Consider the following 16,752-nt stretch of genomic DNA (forward strand, 5'->3'; position numbering starts at 1 on the left):
AGCGGCGTCGCGCCGCGCCTGCCATCGGGCCCCAGGGGCCAGGGAGTTCGCATGACTTTTTCCATCGTTGGACGCTGCGCCGAAACCGGTCAGTTGGGTATCGCCATCAGCTCTTCAAGCATCGCCGTGGGCGCCCGTTGCCCCTGGGTGCGCGCTGGAGTCGGCGCGGTGGCGACCCAGAACGTGACCCTGCCGGCCCTCGGCCCGCAGATTCTCGACCTGCTGGAAAGCCAGAGGCTCGACCCGGCCGATGCCCTGGAGCGGGCCCTGGGCCGCAACGGCTGGAGCCAGTACCGCCAGGTGACGGTGATCGACAACCAGGGTCGCACCGCGCTGTTCAGCGGCCAGGAAGCCCTGGGCCTGCACAACGCGGTGGCGGGCGAGCAGTGCGTGGCTGCCGGCAACCTGCTGGCGAGCCCCAAGGTGATCGAGGCCATGGTCCAGGCCTTCGAAACCACCCCGGGCCTGTTGGCGGAGCGCCTGCTGGCGGCGATGCAGGCGGCCATGGCCGCCGGTGGCGAGGCGGGGCCGGTGCATTCAGCGGCGCTGAGCGTGGTGGACGACCTGACCTGGCCCATCGTCGACCTGCGGGTGGACTGGGCCGATGCCGACCCCATCGGCCAGCTCGCCGGCCTGTGGCAGGCCTACCGGCCGCAGATGCAGGACTACCTGACCCGCGCCCTGGACCCCACGGCCGCCCCCAGCTACGGAGTGCCGGGCAATGAATGAGCCGTCCAGCCGCGAGCTGTTGGCGCGGCTGGTGGGGTTTGCCACGGTCAGCCGCGACTCCAACCTGGAACTGATCGGCTTTATCCGCGACTACCTGGCGAGCCACGGGGTGGACAGCGAGCTGATCTACAACCCGCAGCGGACCAAGGCCAACCTGTTCGCCAGCATCGGCCCCCGCGATCGCGGCGGGGTGGTGCTGTCCGGGCACACCGACGTGGTGCCGGTGGACGGCCAGGCCTGGAGCGTCGAGCCGTTTGTCCTCAGTGAGCGCGAAGGGCGGCTGTACGGCCGTGGCACCGCCGACATGAAAGGCTTTATCGCCTCGGTGCTGGCGGCGGTGCCGGGCTTTACCCGGCGTCGCCTGCACCTGCCGCTGCACCTGGCGTTTTCCTACGACGAAGAGGTGGGCTGCCTGGGCGTGCGACCGATGCTCGAACGTTTGCGGCAGCGGCCGCATCCGCCGCGGCTGTGCCTGATCGGCGAGCCCACCGAGCTGCGCCCGGTGCTCGGGCACAAGGGCAAGCTGGCGATGCGCTGCCAGGTCCGCGGCGCGGCCTGCCATTCGGCCTATGCGCCTTACGGGGTGAATGCCATCGAGTACGCGGCGCGGCTGATCGGCAAGCTGGGGGACATTGGCGGCCGTCTGGCACAACCCGAGCACCACGACCCGCGTTTCGATCCGCCGTTTTCCACGGTGCAGACTGGCACCATCCAGGGTGGCCGCGCGCTGAACATCGTGCCGGCCGAGTGTCAGTTCGATTTCGAGGTGCGCACCCTGCCGGGCTACGACGCCCAGGCCGTGGTGGAGCAACTGCAAGGCTATGCCGAAGCCGAATTGCTGCCGCAGATGCAGGCGGTACAGGCCGACACCGGAATCGACCTGCACCCCTTGAGCGCCTACCCGGGGCTGGCCACCGCCGCCGACAGCGAGGCCGCCGAACTGCTGGCGCTGCTCAGCGGCTCGCGGGCATTCACCACCGTGGCGTTCGGCACCGAGGGCGGGCTGTTCCATGAGGCGGGCATCCCCACGGTGGTCTGCGGCCCGGGCAGCATGGACCAGGGCCACAAGCCGGACGAGTTCATCAGCCTTGAGCAACTGCATGCCTGCGACGCCCTGTTGCAGCGCCTGGGCGACTGGCTGGAGCATCCCGCCCGAGCCTGATGCGGTTCCTGCACGTCGGCCAACGACGCGCGCGGCGCGGGGGGGCGGCGTAGGGATAGGGGAGGCAAGGCTTCTTGTGGTGAGGGAGCTTGCTCCCGCTCGGGCGCGCAGCGGCCGTAAAGCCTGAGTCCGCGATCCACCTGACAGACCGCGGATTCAGGCTTTGGGAAAGCTGCGCCTTCCAGCGGGAGCAAGCTCCCTCGCCACGGGGTTGTGTTCTTTCGCCGTTACCTAGGCTTTTGGGGGCGCCAAGCCGTCTGGTTGCAGAGCTTTTTCATGGGGCTGGAGCATATTTTTAGTATTTTTCCTCTGGCTCGCCGTGACGCACCATCCCTCAGGACCCAATAACCAACAGGCCGTCGCAACGGCCGACGAGGGAGTGCAGCGTGTTCGATCTCGGTGACTGGCAGCAACGAGCTGCCCAACAGACATTCATTGACCAGGCGCTGATCGGCGGCCAACGGATGGCCGCCCAGTCCGGCGCCACCTTCGATGCCGTCAATCCGGCCACCCATCAGGTGCTGGCCCGGGTCAGTGCCTGCGGCGCGGCCGAGGTCGAGCTGGCAGTGGCCGCCGCGCGCCGGGCCTTCGAGCAGGGGCCCTGGGCGCGCATGGCCCCGGTGGAACGCAAGAAAGTCCTGCTGCGCCTGGCCGAATTGATGCTCGCCCATCGTGAGGAACTGGCGCTGCTGGACTCCCTGAACATGGGCAAGCCGGTGATGGACGCCTGGAACATCGATGTGCCCGGCGCCGCCCACGTCTTCGCCTGGTACGCCGAAAGCCTCGACAAGCTCTACGATCAGATGGCCCCCGGCGCCCACAACAGCCACGCCAGCATTCGCCGCGAGCCGCTGGGGGTGATCGGCGCGGTGGTGCCCTGGAACTTCCCCCTGGACATGGCCGCCTGGAAGCTGGCGCCGGCCCTGGCGGTGGGCAACTCGGTGGTGCTCAAGCCCGCCGAACAGTCGCCGTTCTCGGCCCTGCGCCTGGCCGAGCTGGCCCTGGAGGCCGGCGTGCCGGAAGGGGTGTTCAACGTGGTGCCGGGCCTGGGCACCGAGGCCGGTCGCGCCCTGGGCCTGCACCCGGATGTGGACTGCCTGGTGTTCACCGGCTCCACCGAGGTGGGCAAGTGCTTCATGCAGTATTCAGCGCAATCGAACCTCAAGCAGGTCTGGCTCGAATGCGGTGGCAAGAGCCCGAACCTGGTGTTCGCCGACTGCCAGGACCTGGAGCTGGCCGCCGAAAAGGCCGCCTTCGGCATCTTCTTCAACCAGGGCGAGGTGTGCTCGGCCAACTCGCGGCTGCTGGTGCAGCGCAGCATTCATGACGAGTTCGTCGAGCGCCTCAAGGCCAAGGCCCGGGACTGGCGCCCGGGCAACCCGCTGGACCCGGCCAGCCGCGCCGGGGCCATGGTCGACGCGCGCCAGACCGCCCGCGTCATGGCCTATATCGAGGGCGCCCGGGAGCAGGGCGCGCACCTGGCCTGTGGCGGCCGCCAGTTGCACATCGACGGCAGCGACAACTACATCGAGCCCACCCTCCTTACCGGCGTGAAGCCGCAGATGACCATCGCGCGGGAAGAAGTGTTCGGCCCGGTGCTGGCGGTGACCCCGTTCGACGATGAAGAGCAGGCCATTGCCCTGGCCAACGACAGCGTCTACGGCCTGGCCGCGTCGCTGTGGACGGACGACCTCAACCGTGCCCATCGGGTGGCCCGGCAGTTGCGCGCCGGCACGGTGTCGGTGAACACCGTGGACGCCCTGGACGTGAGCGTGCCCTTTGGCGGCGGCCGGCAATCGGGGTTCGGGCGTGACCTGTCGCTGCATGCCTTCGACAAGTACACGCAACTGAAAACCACCTGGTTCCAGCTGCGCTGAGTGCTGCGCAGCCTCGACGGCGCCACCCGGGCGCCGTTGCACCTGCCGCTGTTGCGGCAGGCCCACAACAATAAGAAAGGAGTGCGTGCCATGACTGCAAATCTCTCCACGGCGGCCTTGAGCCCCGCAAGCAAGGGCGGCCTGCGCCGGGTCCTGGGCCTGGGCTCGCTGGTGTCGGTGGCCGTTGGCCTGGTGGTGTCCCAGGGGGTGATGGTGTTGATGCTGCAAGGGGCGGGGATGGCCGGGCTGGGCTTTTTCATTCCGCTGCTGCTGGCCTACCTGCTGGCGCTGACCTATGCCTTGTCGTTCTCCGAGCTGGCGCTGATGGTGCCCCGGGCCGGCAGCCTGAGCAGCTACACCGAGGTCGCCATCGGCCACTTTCCGGCGATCCTGGCGACCTTTTCCGGCTACATGGTGGTGGCGATGTTCGCCCTGTCCGCCGAGCTGCTGCTCCTGGACCTGATCATCGGCAAGGTCTACCCCGGGGTGTTGCCGCCGATGCTGGTGGCTTATGGGGTGCTCGGGCTCTTCACCTTGCTCAACCTGCTGGGCATCGACGTGTTCGCCAAGCTGCAGACGGTGCTGGCCGTGGTGATGGTGGTGATTTTGCTGACCCTCGGCCTGGGCGCCGTGAGCAGCGCCCAGGCGGACCTGCAACTGCCCCTGGACCAGGGCTGGAACCCCATGCAGGTGGGCGCGCTGGCCCTGGCGGCCATGGCCATCTGGGGCTTTGTCGGCGCCGAGTTCGTCTGCCCGCTGGTGGAGGAAACCCGCAACCCGGAGCGCAACATTCCGCGCTCGATGATCATCGGCCTGAGCGTGATCTTCCTGGTGATCACCCTGTACTGCCTGGGCGCCTTGCTGTGTGTGCCCCGGGCGCAGTTGGCCAGTGATCCGCTGCCGCATTTCCTCTTCGCCACCACGGTGTTCGGCGAGGCCGGCAAGCTGTTCCTGGTGGGCGCGGTGATCACCGCCACCTGCAGCACGGTCAACTCGTCCCTGGCGGCGCTGCCGCGGATGCTCTACGGCATGGCCCAGAACGGCCAGGCTTTCCCCCAGTTCAAACGGCTCAGCCCGCGCGGCCGCACGCCCTGGGTGGCGGTGCTGTTCGTCGCGGCGCTGACCGGCCTGCCAATCCTGCTGCTGGGCCAGGACCCGGACTCCATCAGCCTGCTGCTGTTGGCCGCGGCCCTGGCCTGGCTGCTGGCCTACATCGTCGTGCACATCGACGTGATCGCCTTGCGCCGGCGCTACCCCGATGCGCCACGGCCGTTCCGGTCGCCGTTCTACCCCTGGCCCCAGGTGCTGGGCGTCGTCGGCATGCTGTTCGCGATCTACCACGTGTCCCCGTCCCCGGAGATGACCGCGCGGATCTTCGGCAGCGCCGGCGTGGTGCTTGGCGTGATTTCGCTGATCGCCGTGGTCTGGATCAAATGGGTGATGCGCAAGCCACTGTTTGTTCCCGAGCCGCTGTTGCCCCTCGAACCGGGTCCCGCTGCAACCCCTTCCCTTGAACTCACTTGCCGTGCAGGAGAATGACCATGAGTGCTTCCAACCCTCAGCCAGACAACGCCCCGCAACGCAGTACCCAGGACTATCAGGCCGCCGACGCCGCGCACCATATCCATGCCTTCCTCGACCAGAAGGCGCTGAACGCCGAAGGCCCGCGGGTGATGGTCCGCGGCCAGGGCCTGCACCTGTGGGACAACGACGGCCAGCGCTACCTGGACGGCATGTCCGGGCTGTGGTGCACCAACCTGGGCTACGGTCGCAAGGACCTGGCGGCCGCCGCCAGCGCCCAGCTGGAGCAACTGCCGTACTACAACATGTTCTTCCACACCACCCACCCGGCGGTGGTGGAGCTCTCCGAGCTGCTGTTCAGCCTGTTGCCCGGGCACTACAGCCACGCCATCTACACCAACTCCGGCTCCGAGGCCAACGAAGTGCTGATCCGCAGCGTGCGCCGCTACTGGCAGATCCTCGGCCAGCCGCAGAAGAAGGTGATGATCGGCCGCTGGAACGGCTACCACGGCTCGACCCTGGCGGCCACCGCCCTGGGCGGGATGAAGTTCATGCACGACATGGGCGGGCTGATCCCGGATGTGGCGCACATCGACGAACCCTACTGGTTCGCCCACGAAGGCCACCTGACACCCGAGGAATTCGGCCTGCGCTGCGCCCGCCAGCTGGAAGAGAAGATCCTCGAACTGGGGGCCGAGAACGTCGCCGGCTTCATCGCCGAACCGTTCCAGGGCGCCGGCGGCATGATCTTCCCGCCAGACAGCTACTGGCCGGAGATCCAGCGCATCTGCCGCCAGTACGACGTGCTGCTGTGCGCCGACGAAGTGATCGGCGGCTTCGGCCGTACCGGCGAGTGGTTCGCCCACCAGCACTTCGGCTTCGAGCCCGACACCCTGTCCATCGCCAAGGGCCTGACCTCCGGCTACATCCCCATGGGCGGGTTGGTGCTGAGCAAGCGCATCGCCCAGGTGCTGGTGGAGCAGGGCGGGGTGTTCGCCCACGGCCTGACCTATTCCGGGCACCCGGTGGCCGCCGCCGTGGCCATCGCCAACCTCAAGGCCCTGCGCGACGAAGGGGTGGTGACCCGGGTCAAGCAGGACACCGGCCCCTACCTGCAGCAGTGCCTGCGGGAAGTGTTCGGCAACCACCCGCTGATCGGCGAGATCCAGGGCTGCGGGCTGGTGGCGGCCTTGCAGTTCGCCGAGGACAAGGCCAGCCGCAAGCGCTTCGCCAACGAGAACGACATCGCCTGGCGCTGCCGCACCCTGGGCTTCGAAGAGGGGGTGATCATCCGCTCGACCCTGGGGCGGATGATCATGGCCCCGGCGCTGGTGGCCACCCGTGGCGATATCGACGAGCTGGTGGACAAGACCCGGCGTGCGGTGGAACGCACCGCCGGGGAGATCGAGAACGGGCAGTTGCCGACGGCCTGAGGGCTAGCGCTGGATCGAGTGCGTTAAGTCTGCACTCAAGGGCGTGGTTTAAGCATTGCGCAGCGCCTCTTGCAGGCGTTGCACCTGCAAGGGGTCGGGCGCCGCTGCCCTGGCAGGCGGCGCCCGATGCCCGGCTTAGAGCCCGGCGTTTTCCGCCGCTACGCTCTTGGGCTTGCCGTAGTGCCATTCATAGACCACGAACTTGAAGTCCTTGAGGTCGCCTTTTTCGTCGAAGCTCAGATCGCCGGTCGGGGTCTTGAAGGTGCCCTTGTGGATCGCCTCGGCGACTTTTTCCGGGTCTTCGCTCTTGGCCGCGGCGATGCCCCCGGCAATCACTTCCACGGCCGAGTAGGACGGCAGCACGAACGGGCCGCTGGGGTTTTCCTTCTTGGCTTCGAAGGCTTCCACCAGGGCCTTGTTGGCCGGGTCCTGGTCGAAGGACTTGGGCAGGGTCACCAGCATGCCTTCGGAGGCGTCCTTGGCGATCTGCGAGATCGAGTCGTTGCCCACGCCTTCAGGGCCCATGAAGCGCGCGGTCAGGCCCTTTTCCTTGGCCTGGCGCAGCAGCAGGCCCATTTCCGGGTGGTAGCCGCCGAAGTAGACGAAATCGACGTTGGCCTGCTTGAGCTTGGCCAGGATCGACGAGTAGTCGCGCTCGCCGACGTTGATGCCTTCGAACATCGCGACCTTGATGCCTTCCTTGCCCAGGATGTCCTTGACCGAGCTGGCGATGCCTTCGCCGTATTGCTGCTTGTCGTGCAGCACCGCGACATTGGTTGGCTTGAGTTTGGCGATGTAGTGCGCCGCCGCCGGGCCCTGGGCGTTGTCCAGGCCGATGGTGCGGAACACCATCTTGTAGCCCCGGGCGGTCAGCTCGGGGCTGGTGGCGGCGGGGGTGATCATCACGATGCCTTCGTCTTCGTAGATGTCCGACGCCGGCTGGGTGGAGCTGGAGCACAGGTGCCCGACCACGAACTTGACGCCGTCATTGACCACCTTGTTGGCCACGGCCACGGCTTGCTTGGGGTCGCAGGCATCGTCGTATTCCACGGCCACCAGTTGCTTGCCGTCGACGCCGCCCTTGGCGTTGATCTGCTCGATGGCCATGCGCGCGCCGCTGAACTGCATGTCACCGTATTGCGCCACCGGGCCGGTCTTGGCCCCGGCGATGCCGATGCGGATGCTGTCGGCCGCCAGGGAATGGCAGGCCAGGCCGGCCAGGATCATGGCGCTGAGCAGTTGGGTGGCTTTGTTATTGATACGACTCATGGGTTGTTCCACTCCTGTGGGTTACGGTTCAAAGGGTCTTGCGGGTGTTGCCAGGCCTGCCATCGCCGAGCGCTGGCAGGGTGTTGTAGAGGGCTTGCCGGGTGGCCGTGTTGATCCGGCTCAAGGCAGGGCCTTGCCGGTTCCCGTCACGACCTCCAGGGCCGGGCGGGTGGCGGGTTCGGCGCTGGCGTCCAGGGCCTGGGCGATGTCGGCCAGCAGGTCGGCGATGTCCTCCAGGCCGGCCGACAACCGTACCAGACCTTCGGCGATCGCGTGTTCGGCCCGTTCCTCCGGGGTGTAGGTGGAGTGGGTCATGCTCGCCGGGTGCTGGGCCAGGGATTCGGCGTCCCCCAGGCTGACCGCGCGGCTGAACAGCCCCAGGGCGTTCATGAAGCGTCGGCCGCTGGCCAGCCCGCCCTTGAGCTCGAAGGCAATCATGCCGCCGGGCAGTTTCATCTGCTGCGTGGCCAGGGCGTGTTGCGCGAAGGAGGCCAGCCCGGGGTAGGCGACCGTGGCCACCGCCGGGTGGTCTTCGAGGAACCGGGCAATGGCCTGGGCGTTGGCGCAATGGCGCTCCATGCGCAGGGCCAGGGTCTTGAGGCCGCGCATCAGGAGAAAGGCGTCCTGCGGCGAGAGCACCGCGCCGGTCAGGTCCTTCAAGCCTTGCAGGCGAATGCGCTCGGCCAGGGCCTGGCGGGTGACCACGATGCCGGCGGTGATGTCGCCATGGCCGCTGAGGTATTTGGTGGCCGAATGCAGCACCAGGTCGGCGCCCAGCTCCAGTGGGCGCTGCAGGTAAGGGGTGCAGTAGGTGTTGTCCACCGCCACGATGAGCTGGGGATGCTGGCGCGCGATCTGCGCCACGGCGGAGATGTCCACCAGTTGCATGTTGGGGTTGGCCGGGGATTCGAAATAGATCATCCGCGTCGCCGGGCTGATGGCGGCCCGCAGTTCGCCCAGGTCGGTCAGGTCGACATGGAGCACCTTGACCCCGAATTCGGCGAGGCCGTGGTGCAGCAGGGCGAAGGTGCAGCCGTACAGGGTGCGGCCGACGATGATCTCGTCGCCCGGGCGCAGCAGGGTCCACAAGGTCGCGGCAATCGCACCCATGCCGGAGCCGAAGGCCACGGCCGCTTCGCCGTTTTCCAGGGTCGCCATGCGCGCTTCGAGCAACGCCAGGGTCGGGTTGCCGATGCGCGTGTAGAAGTAGCCGGGTTCTTCACCGGCAAAACAGCCGGCGCCGTATTCGGCGGTGGCGAAGGTGAAGGTGGAGGTCAGGTAGATCGGTGGGATCAGTGCGCCCTGGTGCTCCTGTGGGTTGTAGCCGTGATGGATGGCGCGAGTGGAAAAACCAAGGTCACTGTTTTTATTGTTCATGGTGAACACTCCCGGATTTGCTCTAATGCTATGCTCAAGTCCCGCGCAATAATTTCTAATCTGGCCCCTTAAAAACCGCTTGATTGGAATAAATAACCATAAAAACAAGATTAAGAGGCAAAACATGCCCGCAGCTCTGGATCGCACCGACAAAGCCCTGTTGATCGCCCTGCAAGACAATGCCCGGCTGACCAATGCCGAGCTGGCAGACAGCGTGGCCCTGACCACTTCGCCGTGCTGGCGCCGGGTCAAGCTGCTGGAGGAGAGTGGGGTGATCACCGGTTACCAGGCCATTCTCTCACCCAAGGCGCTGGGCTATGGCGTCACCGCCTTTGTCAGCGTGATGATGGAATCCCACTCCCGGGACACCGCCCGGGCCTTCGAGCAGCGGCTGCTGGAAATCCCGGAAATCATCGCCTGCCACAACGTCTCCGGGCGCTACGACTTTCTTCTCGAAGTGCTGGCCAAGGACCTGGAGTCCTTCGGCGAATTTGCCCGCGAAGTGCTGCAGACCCTGCCGGCGGTGAAAGAGATCTATTCGAGTTTTTCCTTCAAGTCGGTGAAGCCGTTGCGGCAGATTCCGGTGCTGCACCCCGGTGCCTGAGGCTGGGTGCGATCAATGCAGTTGATGTTCAGGGGCGAGTTGCGTTTGCGTCAAAAGGCGCATCGATAACGGGCCGACAGAGTGGGGGGCCAGTGCAACGAGCATGAGCCCGGGCTATGCCCACCCCTGCCACGTCGCGAACAGCAGAGATCTGCTCATCAATGACCCGCGAGGCTAGCTCTGTTGGGGTATATCGCCCGCGGCTGAATATAAGAAACGCCTTAATGCAAACGATTGGCAATCAAGTGCAAAATCTTTCACGTTGAACGTTACGTTATAACTAGTTTTATCAGTGGGTCATCAGGTCAGCACGTTGATCTGTTGAAGGACTTTGTACTTGCCAGTAGACATGGATTGTTATGACTCACTTCATCAAGGTCCGCTTGATCGCGATGGTGCTTTTTGCCGGTTTGAGTACTCAGGCGCTGTCCGCAACATTCTCTGAATCTGCCAGTTTGCTGAGCGTGTATCGATTGGCAACGACCCACGATATGCAGCTCTCGGCCGCACGGCATGATTATCTGGCACGGCGCGAAGCGGTCCCTCAGGCCTACGCTGGGCTGCTGCCACAACTGAGCAGCGGTGTTACCTGGGAGTCCACCCGGCTCAAGCGCGATGAGCCCGGTCTTGCTCGCAACCGCAGCGGTTCGGTGTTTCAGGCCAACTTGAGTCAGCCGCTGTTTCGAGTGGATCGCTGGTTTCAGTTGGAAGCGGCCGAGGCCGATGCGCAACAGGCTGAACTGGAGCTCTCGGCCAAGGAGCAAGAACTGATCCTGACTACCGCACAAACTTATTTTGAAACCCTCAGGGCGAGGGATCTGTTGGCGGTGGCTCATGCCGAAGAGGCGGCCTTGTTGCGCCAGTGCGAGCAAGCCGAAGGACGTTTGCGTAGCGGCGCTTCAAACATTACCGATGTGCTGGATGCTCAGGCAGCGTTCGATAACTCACAGGCCAATCGCCAGTTGGCCCAGCGTAAGCTTGAAGAGGCGTTTGAAGGCCTCTACCGACTGACAAGGCGCGAATATTCGTCGATCGACGGCATTACTCACCATCTACCGATCCAGGTACCGGAGCCCAGGGACGCTGAAGCCTGGGTCAAGCAAGCCCTGCAGCACAATTTATTGCTCCAGGCCCGTCATTTTGCGGTGGCGTCTGCCGAGCACACTCGGCGCCAGCGCAAAGCGCAATATGCGCCCACGGTGGATGCAGTAGCTTCCTATCGCAAGGGCGACAACGACCACTTCGGTTACAGCAATCCCACCGACTTTGGCCGTGATGGCTATCGTGGAAATGTTGCGCAAAGCAGCCTTGGTCTGGAGCTCAGCATCCCGCTGTTTTCAGGTGGCATGACTCGCTCTCAGGTCAGGGAGGCAACTGAGCGGTTGGCGCAAAGTGAAGATGAGCGAGAGCACCAGCGGCGCGAAGTGGTACTCAATACCCGCAACTATCATCGAGGGGTGAACTCTGCTGTCGAGCAGGTTATCGCGCGTCGGCAAACCATCCGTTCCAGTCAAGCTGCGGTACAAGCCAACCAAGTGGGGCGGGAACTGGGCTCGCGCAATATCGCCGATGTACTGAATGCCCAACGTCAGCTCTACAGCGTGGTTCGTGAATACAACCAAGCGCGTTACGACTACATCATCGACACCCTCAAATTGAAGCAGGCGGCCGGCACATTGAGCCCGACGGACTTGCAGAGCCTCTCAGCTTATCTGATTTCCGGGTATGACCCCGAACAGGACTTTCTGCCGCCTGACGAACAGGGCCGTTCCTGATTCAGCGTTCAGGTCGTGTGATCTTTTTTTCCAATAATTTTAATAAACATTCTGAAAAGCTACGCACGGAAGCATTATGAGTAATGACGCAATAAGCGCTGAGGCAGCCGAGCAATCCTCTGTGCTGGATACAGGCCTGATATGCCTGGCGATGCTGGCCCGGTTCTATAACATCGCCGCCTCTGTCGAGCAGCTTGCCCATGAGTTCGCCACCGACAATCGACTTTTTGCCGAACCGGAAATACTGCTTGCCGCCCGCAAGTTGAAACTCAAGGCAAAGTCGGTGAGGACCCGTTCTGTGCGGCTTGAGCACACACCCTTGCCGGCCATTGCCGTGGGGGTTGATGGTGGCTTTTTCATCATCGCGAAAATGGATCAAGGCCAAGTACTGATCCAGGATCCGCGTTCGGCGCGTCCTGAAGTGATAGACCTGCAAACCCTTGAAGAACGCTGGACTGGGCAACTGCTGCTGGTTCGGTCCAGCTCCGGGCTACTGGGCGAAACTTCGCGCTTCGACTTTACCTGGTTCATTCCCGCCATCGTCAAGTACCGCAAGTTACTGGGCGAGGTGTTGCTGGTGTCGTTCGCCTTGCAGCTCTTTGCCCTGATTACGCCGCTGTTCTTCCAGGTGGTCATGGATAAGGTGCTGGTGCATCGAGGCCTGACAACGTTGGATGTGATCGCTTCCGGGCTGCTGGCCATCGTGGTATTCGAGTCACTGTTGAGTGCGTTGCGCAGCTACGTGTTCTCCCATACAGCCAGTCGTATTGACGTGGAGTTGAGTTCCCGGCTGTTCCAGCATCTGATCAACCTGCCCTTGGCGTATTTCCAGGCTCGGCGGGTGGGTGACTCGGTTGCTCGTGTGCGGGAGTTGGAAAACATCCGCACTTTTCTCACTGGCAACGCCATCACCCTGGTGCTGGATGTGCTGTTCTCCCTGGTGTTCATTCTGGTGATGTTTGTCTACAGCGGCTGGCTGACCCTGGTGGTGGTTTTGTCATTGCCGTTGTATGTGTTGGTCTCGATGTTCGTGACTCCGCTGTTGCGTGCCAGGTTGCAGGACAGCTTCAGTCGTGGCGCAGAGAACCAGGCGTTTCTGGTGGAGACGGTCAATGGCATCGACACGGTCAAGTCCATGGCGGTGGAGCCCCAAGTAGCACGTAAGTGGGACAATCAGGTGGCGGCCTATGTATCAGCCGGTTTCAAGACACAGATCCTCTCGACCATCGCCAATGAAAGCGTCTCGCTGATCGGCAAGTTCGTCACCGTGGCCACCCTTTGGTTAGGTGCGCGGCTGGTGATTGAAGGACAGCTTTCGGTTGGAGAGTTGATCGCCTTCAACATGCTGGCAGGTCGGGTCAGTGGCCCCATCATGCGTCTGGCCCAACTCTGGACTAGCTTCCAGCAGACCGGCGTTTCGGTGCAGCGTCTGGGCGACATCCTCAATTCCCGCACCGAGCTTTCCCAGGCTACCCGCAGCGCGTTACCACCGTTGCAAGGACATATCGAATTCGATCAAGTGGACTTCCGCTATCGGGCCGATGGCTCGCAGGTGCTGCGCGGTATCAGCCTGGAGATCTGTGTTGGCGAAGTCATCGGTATCGTCGGGCGTTCCGGTTCTGGCAAAAGCACCCTGACCCGATTGCTGCAACGCCTCTATGTTCCCGAGCGCGGCCGGGTATTGGTGGACGGCATGGACCTGGCGCTGGCCGATGTTTCCTCATTGCGTCGACAGATCGGCGTGGTGCTGCAAGACAACATGCTGTTCAACCGCAGTATCCGTGAAAACATTGCCCTGACTGATCCCGGGGCTCCGCTGGAACTGGTGATGCACGCAGCGACCATGGCCGGGGCCCATGAATTCATCTTGGAGCTGCCAGAGGGCTACGACACCATCGTTGGTGAGCACGGTGCCTCGCTGTCCGGTGGCCAACGTCAGCGAGTGGCCATAGCCCGGGCCTTGATGGGCAACCCACGGATTCTGATTTTCGACGAGGCCACCAGTGCCTTGGACTACGAGTCCGAGCGGGTGATTCAGCAGAACATGCAGGGCATCTGTCAGGGGCGCACGGTGATCATCATCGCCCACCGCCTCTCGGCTGTGCGGGATGCCAACCGGATCCTGGTGGTGGAGCGCGGACAGATCGTCGAGCAAGGCAGTCATGCCCAGTTGCTGACGCTTCAAGACGGACATTATTCGCGTCTGTACTCGATGCAGCAGGGTTGAGGCGACAGGGATGGCATATATTTTGATTCAGGGAATCCGTACCGCATGAGCACCAACCTTTCATTATTGCAGCGCTACCGTGAGGCATGGCGTCAATCCTGGCAGCAGCGTCGATATATGGATGCGCCACGACGGTTGCCCCATGAAGCGCAGTTCCTGCCAGCGGCCCTGGCCCTACAGGAAACCCCGGTACATCCGGCGCCGCGGATCTTTCTCTGGAGCATCCAGGGCTTTGCCTTGCTGACCCTGCTCTGGGCGTGCATGGGCCACATGGAAGTCGTTGCTGTAGCTCCCGGCAAGATCGTGCCCAACGGTAAGAGCAAGCTGATTCAGTCCAGTGATACGGCGGTGGTCAAGGCTATTCATGTCAGCGATGGACAGCGGGTCAATGCTGGGGAGTTACTGCTGGAACTGGATCCGACCTCGTCGGACGCCGAGGTCAAGCGCCTCCAGGGCGACTTGCGGGCGGCACGTATTGATGACGCCCGCAGCACTGCGATGCTGGACGCTATCGTGCAACGGCAGGCACCGACCTTGTCGGGGACGATTAGCCAAGCAAACCCGGAGCAACTGCTCGATGCCCAGCGCTGGCTGACGGCGCAGTATCAGGAGTACAGCAGCCACCTCGACTTGGCCGATGCCGACATCCTCCAGCGCAGCGCTGAAATCCAGTCGGCCCAGGCCCAGGTAGCGAGCTTGCGCCAGAGCCTGCCAATCGCCACGCAACTAGCCGAGGACTACCAACGCCTGTTGCAGCAGCAGTATGTGAGCCGCCACGAGTACCTGGAAAAGGAACAGGCCCGGCTCGAACAACAGCGCCAGTTGCGTGTACAGCAGGCCGCGGTCTTGCAGTCATCGGCAGCACAAAGCGAAGCCCGAAGACGTCGCGAAGGCGTGGTCGCGCAAACCCGCCGCAGCCTGCTCGACCTGCAGCACGAGTCCCGGCAGAAAATCGCCAGCCTGGTACAGGAACTGGCCAAGGCCCGCTACCGGGCAACCCTGACCAGCCTCAAGGCCCCGGTGGATGGCACGGTGCAGCAACTGGCGATCCATACCGTGGGCGGCGTGGTCACTGCAGCCCAGCCCTTGATGGTGATAGTACCCAGCGACCAGCCGGTGGAGGTAGAGGCGATGCTGGAGAACAAGGATGTGGGTTTTGTGCATGTCGGTCAGGCAGTCACGGTCAAGGTCGAGACCTTCACCTTTACCCGTTACGGCACCGTCCAAGGCGAAGTCCTGAGCATCTCCAACGACGCCATCGAAGATGAAAAGCGCGGGCTGATCTACAGCAGCCGGATTCGCTTGGACTCCGATCATTTGCAGGTCAATGGCTTGAGTGTGGCGTTGTCTCCCGGGATGTCGGTGACTGCAGAGATTAAAACCGACCAGCGCCGGGTGATCGATTATTTCCTGAGCCCGTTGCAACAGCATATTGGGGAGAGTTTTAGGGAGAGGTAGTCACCCAGTATTCAGGTGTTTCGAGTTTTTAGTGGAAGGGTTGCCAAGGCGGCTGTATTAAGCAAAACGGCTGTTTTTTATTGGGAGGCTTTCAAGAGAGCATGCTTATTAAAGGCGGTGCTCTGTTAAAGATGGTTGCTGTGCTTGGTTGTGTTTTGTTGGCGGCGTGTATGGACTATGTCTTTATCGTAAAAACCTATCAATGTGTCCATGGCCAATCAGAGGGTTTAGACGCGGTTTTTGGTTAAAGAGGCGGGGGGTATAGAGTCGCATTTCTTTTTGTTAAACAAAGATATAACCGCGAGCCAATAGGGCTGGATATGGATATGATGAGGTCGAGAGAGAAATTATTTGGATGGGGGGATTCAGGGGGTGCAGTTCCGGTAAGGCTGAAAATAGTAAAGGGTGGGGAGGTTTTTCTATATGAGGAAATAATGCCCGATAAAACTTATTGGGCGCAAAGTCTTGAACGTGAAGGGGTGAGAATGTATGCGGCAGTCAGGCTGGTTGAGCGGTTGGAGTTGTCGCCAGGAAATTATTATATCGAGCTTGAGACGCTTGAGGATGTCGAAGCGTTTCGGAATGTTGAAGCTTATGTGGGTTTTTCTTGCTTTAATTCAAAGCATTAAATGAGTGTGGAGTGTGGATGGTTGTTCGAGGGTGGATCTTCTAGTATGCAGTGCTTGATTTATTTTGAGTTGCTTTATGTTTTCCATTAGAGGCGCCAGGGTAGTTAAGCTCTGGATCTTAAAAGGCGATGGAAATGAATAATGTTGTGCTTGGGCTCGTAAAGAAAATACAGCAGGTTGTTGTGCTTTTATGTTGTGTCCTGCTGGTTGCTTGTACGGAACCGCTCTCGATCATAAAACCTCTGGACGTTTCGAAAGTCGATCAAGTGGTTAGCTCCGAGTTTGAGGTTAAAAAAGCTGAAGGCTATAGGGCGGCATTGAATTTTATAATAGAAAGAGGTGAGTTTGGGGCGGTCGGTCAGCTTTCTCAGGAGCAAGAAGATGAACTGTGGGGGAACTCAAATAAGCCAGGGACATTGATTCCGGTTAAGTTTAAGTTGTTAAGGGATGGAGAGGTTTTTTTTGATCAGGAAATTGTGACTGATGGGATTTGTTGTTATCAGCGGTATGAGCATGAAGGAGAGATGTTTATTGCAAGAGTTAGGGTTGTTTGGTTCTTTTTTTTGCAGCCTGGAAAGTACCAGCTTGAGCTGAGAACTCTTGAGGGTTTCGAAAAATTTCGCGGTATAGAAACTTACATGGAGTTTTCTCGTTTCAGTCCTAAGCATTAAGTTGTGGAGTAAATGTTTTT

Annotated in this window: 13 protein-coding genes; 11 read left to right on the forward strand and 2 right to left on the reverse strand. The window is 62.1% G+C overall.

The annotated features are described in order from the left end of the window. Window positions 1–51 precede the first annotated feature (51 nt). The 5 genes from LXM55_RS00545 to LXM55_RS00565 all read left to right on the forward strand — a co-directional run bounded on the left by LXM55_RS00545 (window position 52) and on the right by LXM55_RS00565 (window position 6,722). Window positions 52–729 (forward strand): DUF1028 domain-containing protein, encoded by a 678-nt coding sequence (locus tag LXM55_RS00545; RefSeq protein ID WP_233317601.1) that lies wholly within the window; start codon window positions 52–54, stop codon window positions 727–729. Next, window positions 722–1,891 carry an acetylornithine deacetylase gene (gene argE / locus LXM55_RS00550; protein ID WP_233317603.1) on the forward strand — a complete coding sequence of 390 codons (1,170 nt, stop codon included), beginning with the start codon at window positions 722–724 and terminating at the stop codon, window positions 1,889–1,891. Before LXM55_RS00545 ends, argE begins: the two co-directional genes overlap by 8 nt. Window positions 1,892–2,277: 386 nt before the next feature. Beyond that, window positions 2,278–3,768 carry an aldehyde dehydrogenase gene (locus LXM55_RS00555; RefSeq protein ID WP_233317605.1) on the forward strand — a complete coding sequence of 497 codons (1,491 nt, stop codon included), beginning with the start codon at window positions 2,278–2,280 and terminating at the stop codon, window positions 3,766–3,768. Window positions 3,769–3,858: 90 nt separating this feature from the next. Next, on the forward strand, window positions 3,859–5,307 hold the full coding sequence (locus LXM55_RS00560) for an APC family permease (RefSeq protein WP_233317608.1): 1,449 nt from the start codon (window positions 3,859–3,861) through the stop codon (window positions 5,305–5,307). A 2-nt stretch (window positions 5,308–5,309) separates the two neighbouring features. After that, window positions 5,310–6,722: an aspartate aminotransferase family protein gene (locus LXM55_RS00565; protein WP_233317610.1), complete on the forward strand. Its 1,413-nt coding sequence runs from the start codon at window positions 5,310–5,312 to the stop codon at window positions 6,720–6,722. Window positions 6,723–6,857: 135 nt separating this feature from the next. Here the strand turns inward: LXM55_RS00565 and LXM55_RS00570 are convergent, their stop codons facing one another. Together LXM55_RS00570 and LXM55_RS00575 are read right to left on the reverse strand one after the other, a co-directional pair. After that, entirely contained in the window at window positions 6,858–7,991 is a 1,134-nt protein-coding gene (locus tag LXM55_RS00570) for a branched-chain amino acid ABC transporter substrate-binding protein (RefSeq protein ID WP_233317612.1), read from the reverse strand. A gap of 120 nt (window positions 7,992–8,111) precedes the next feature. Then, window positions 8,112–9,368, reverse strand: a complete 1,257-nt coding sequence (locus tag LXM55_RS00575; protein WP_233317616.1) for a methionine gamma-lyase — start codon at window positions 9,366–9,368, stop codon at window positions 8,112–8,114. Window positions 9,369–9,492: 124 nt separating this feature from the next. Here LXM55_RS00575 and LXM55_RS00580 point away from each other — a divergent pair, with 124 nt between their 5' ends. The 6 genes from LXM55_RS00580 (at window position 9,493) to LXM55_RS00605 (ending at window position 16,732) form a co-directional block, all read left to right on the forward strand. Beyond that, on the forward strand, window positions 9,493–9,972 hold the full coding sequence (locus LXM55_RS00580; protein WP_233317618.1) for an Lrp/AsnC family transcriptional regulator: 480 nt from the start codon (window positions 9,493–9,495) through the stop codon (window positions 9,970–9,972). 392 nt (window positions 9,973–10,364) lie between these two features. Then, the gene (locus LXM55_RS00585) at window positions 10,365–11,747 is read left to right on the forward strand and encodes a TolC family outer membrane protein (RefSeq protein WP_233319004.1); all 1,383 of its coding nucleotides are present in this window, start codon (window positions 10,365–10,367) and stop codon (window positions 11,745–11,747) included. A 76-nt stretch (window positions 11,748–11,823) separates the two neighbouring features. Beyond that, window positions 11,824–13,974, forward strand: coding sequence for a type I secretion system permease/ATPase (locus LXM55_RS00590; protein ID WP_233317620.1), 2,151 nt, complete (start codon window positions 11,824–11,826; stop codon window positions 13,972–13,974). A 45-nt stretch (window positions 13,975–14,019) separates the two neighbouring features. After that, on the forward strand, window positions 14,020–15,432 hold the full coding sequence (locus LXM55_RS00595) for an HlyD family type I secretion periplasmic adaptor subunit (protein WP_233317622.1): 1,413 nt from the start codon (window positions 14,020–14,022) through the stop codon (window positions 15,430–15,432). Window positions 15,433–15,761: 329 nt separating this feature from the next. After that, window positions 15,762–16,061, forward strand: a complete 300-nt coding sequence (locus LXM55_RS00600) for a DUF5625 family protein (RefSeq protein WP_233319006.1) — start codon at window positions 15,762–15,764, stop codon at window positions 16,059–16,061. Window positions 16,062–16,195: 134 nt separating this feature from the next. After that, window positions 16,196–16,732: a DUF5625 family protein gene (locus tag LXM55_RS00605; RefSeq protein WP_233317624.1), complete on the forward strand. Its 537-nt coding sequence runs from the start codon at window positions 16,196–16,198 to the stop codon at window positions 16,730–16,732. Window positions 16,733–16,752 lie beyond the last annotated feature (20 nt).

Origin of the sequence: Pseudomonas sp. Au-Pse12, from assembly GCF_021341665.1 — a bacterium.
Classification (GTDB): domain Bacteria; phylum Pseudomonadota; class Gammaproteobacteria; order Pseudomonadales; family Pseudomonadaceae; genus Aquipseudomonas.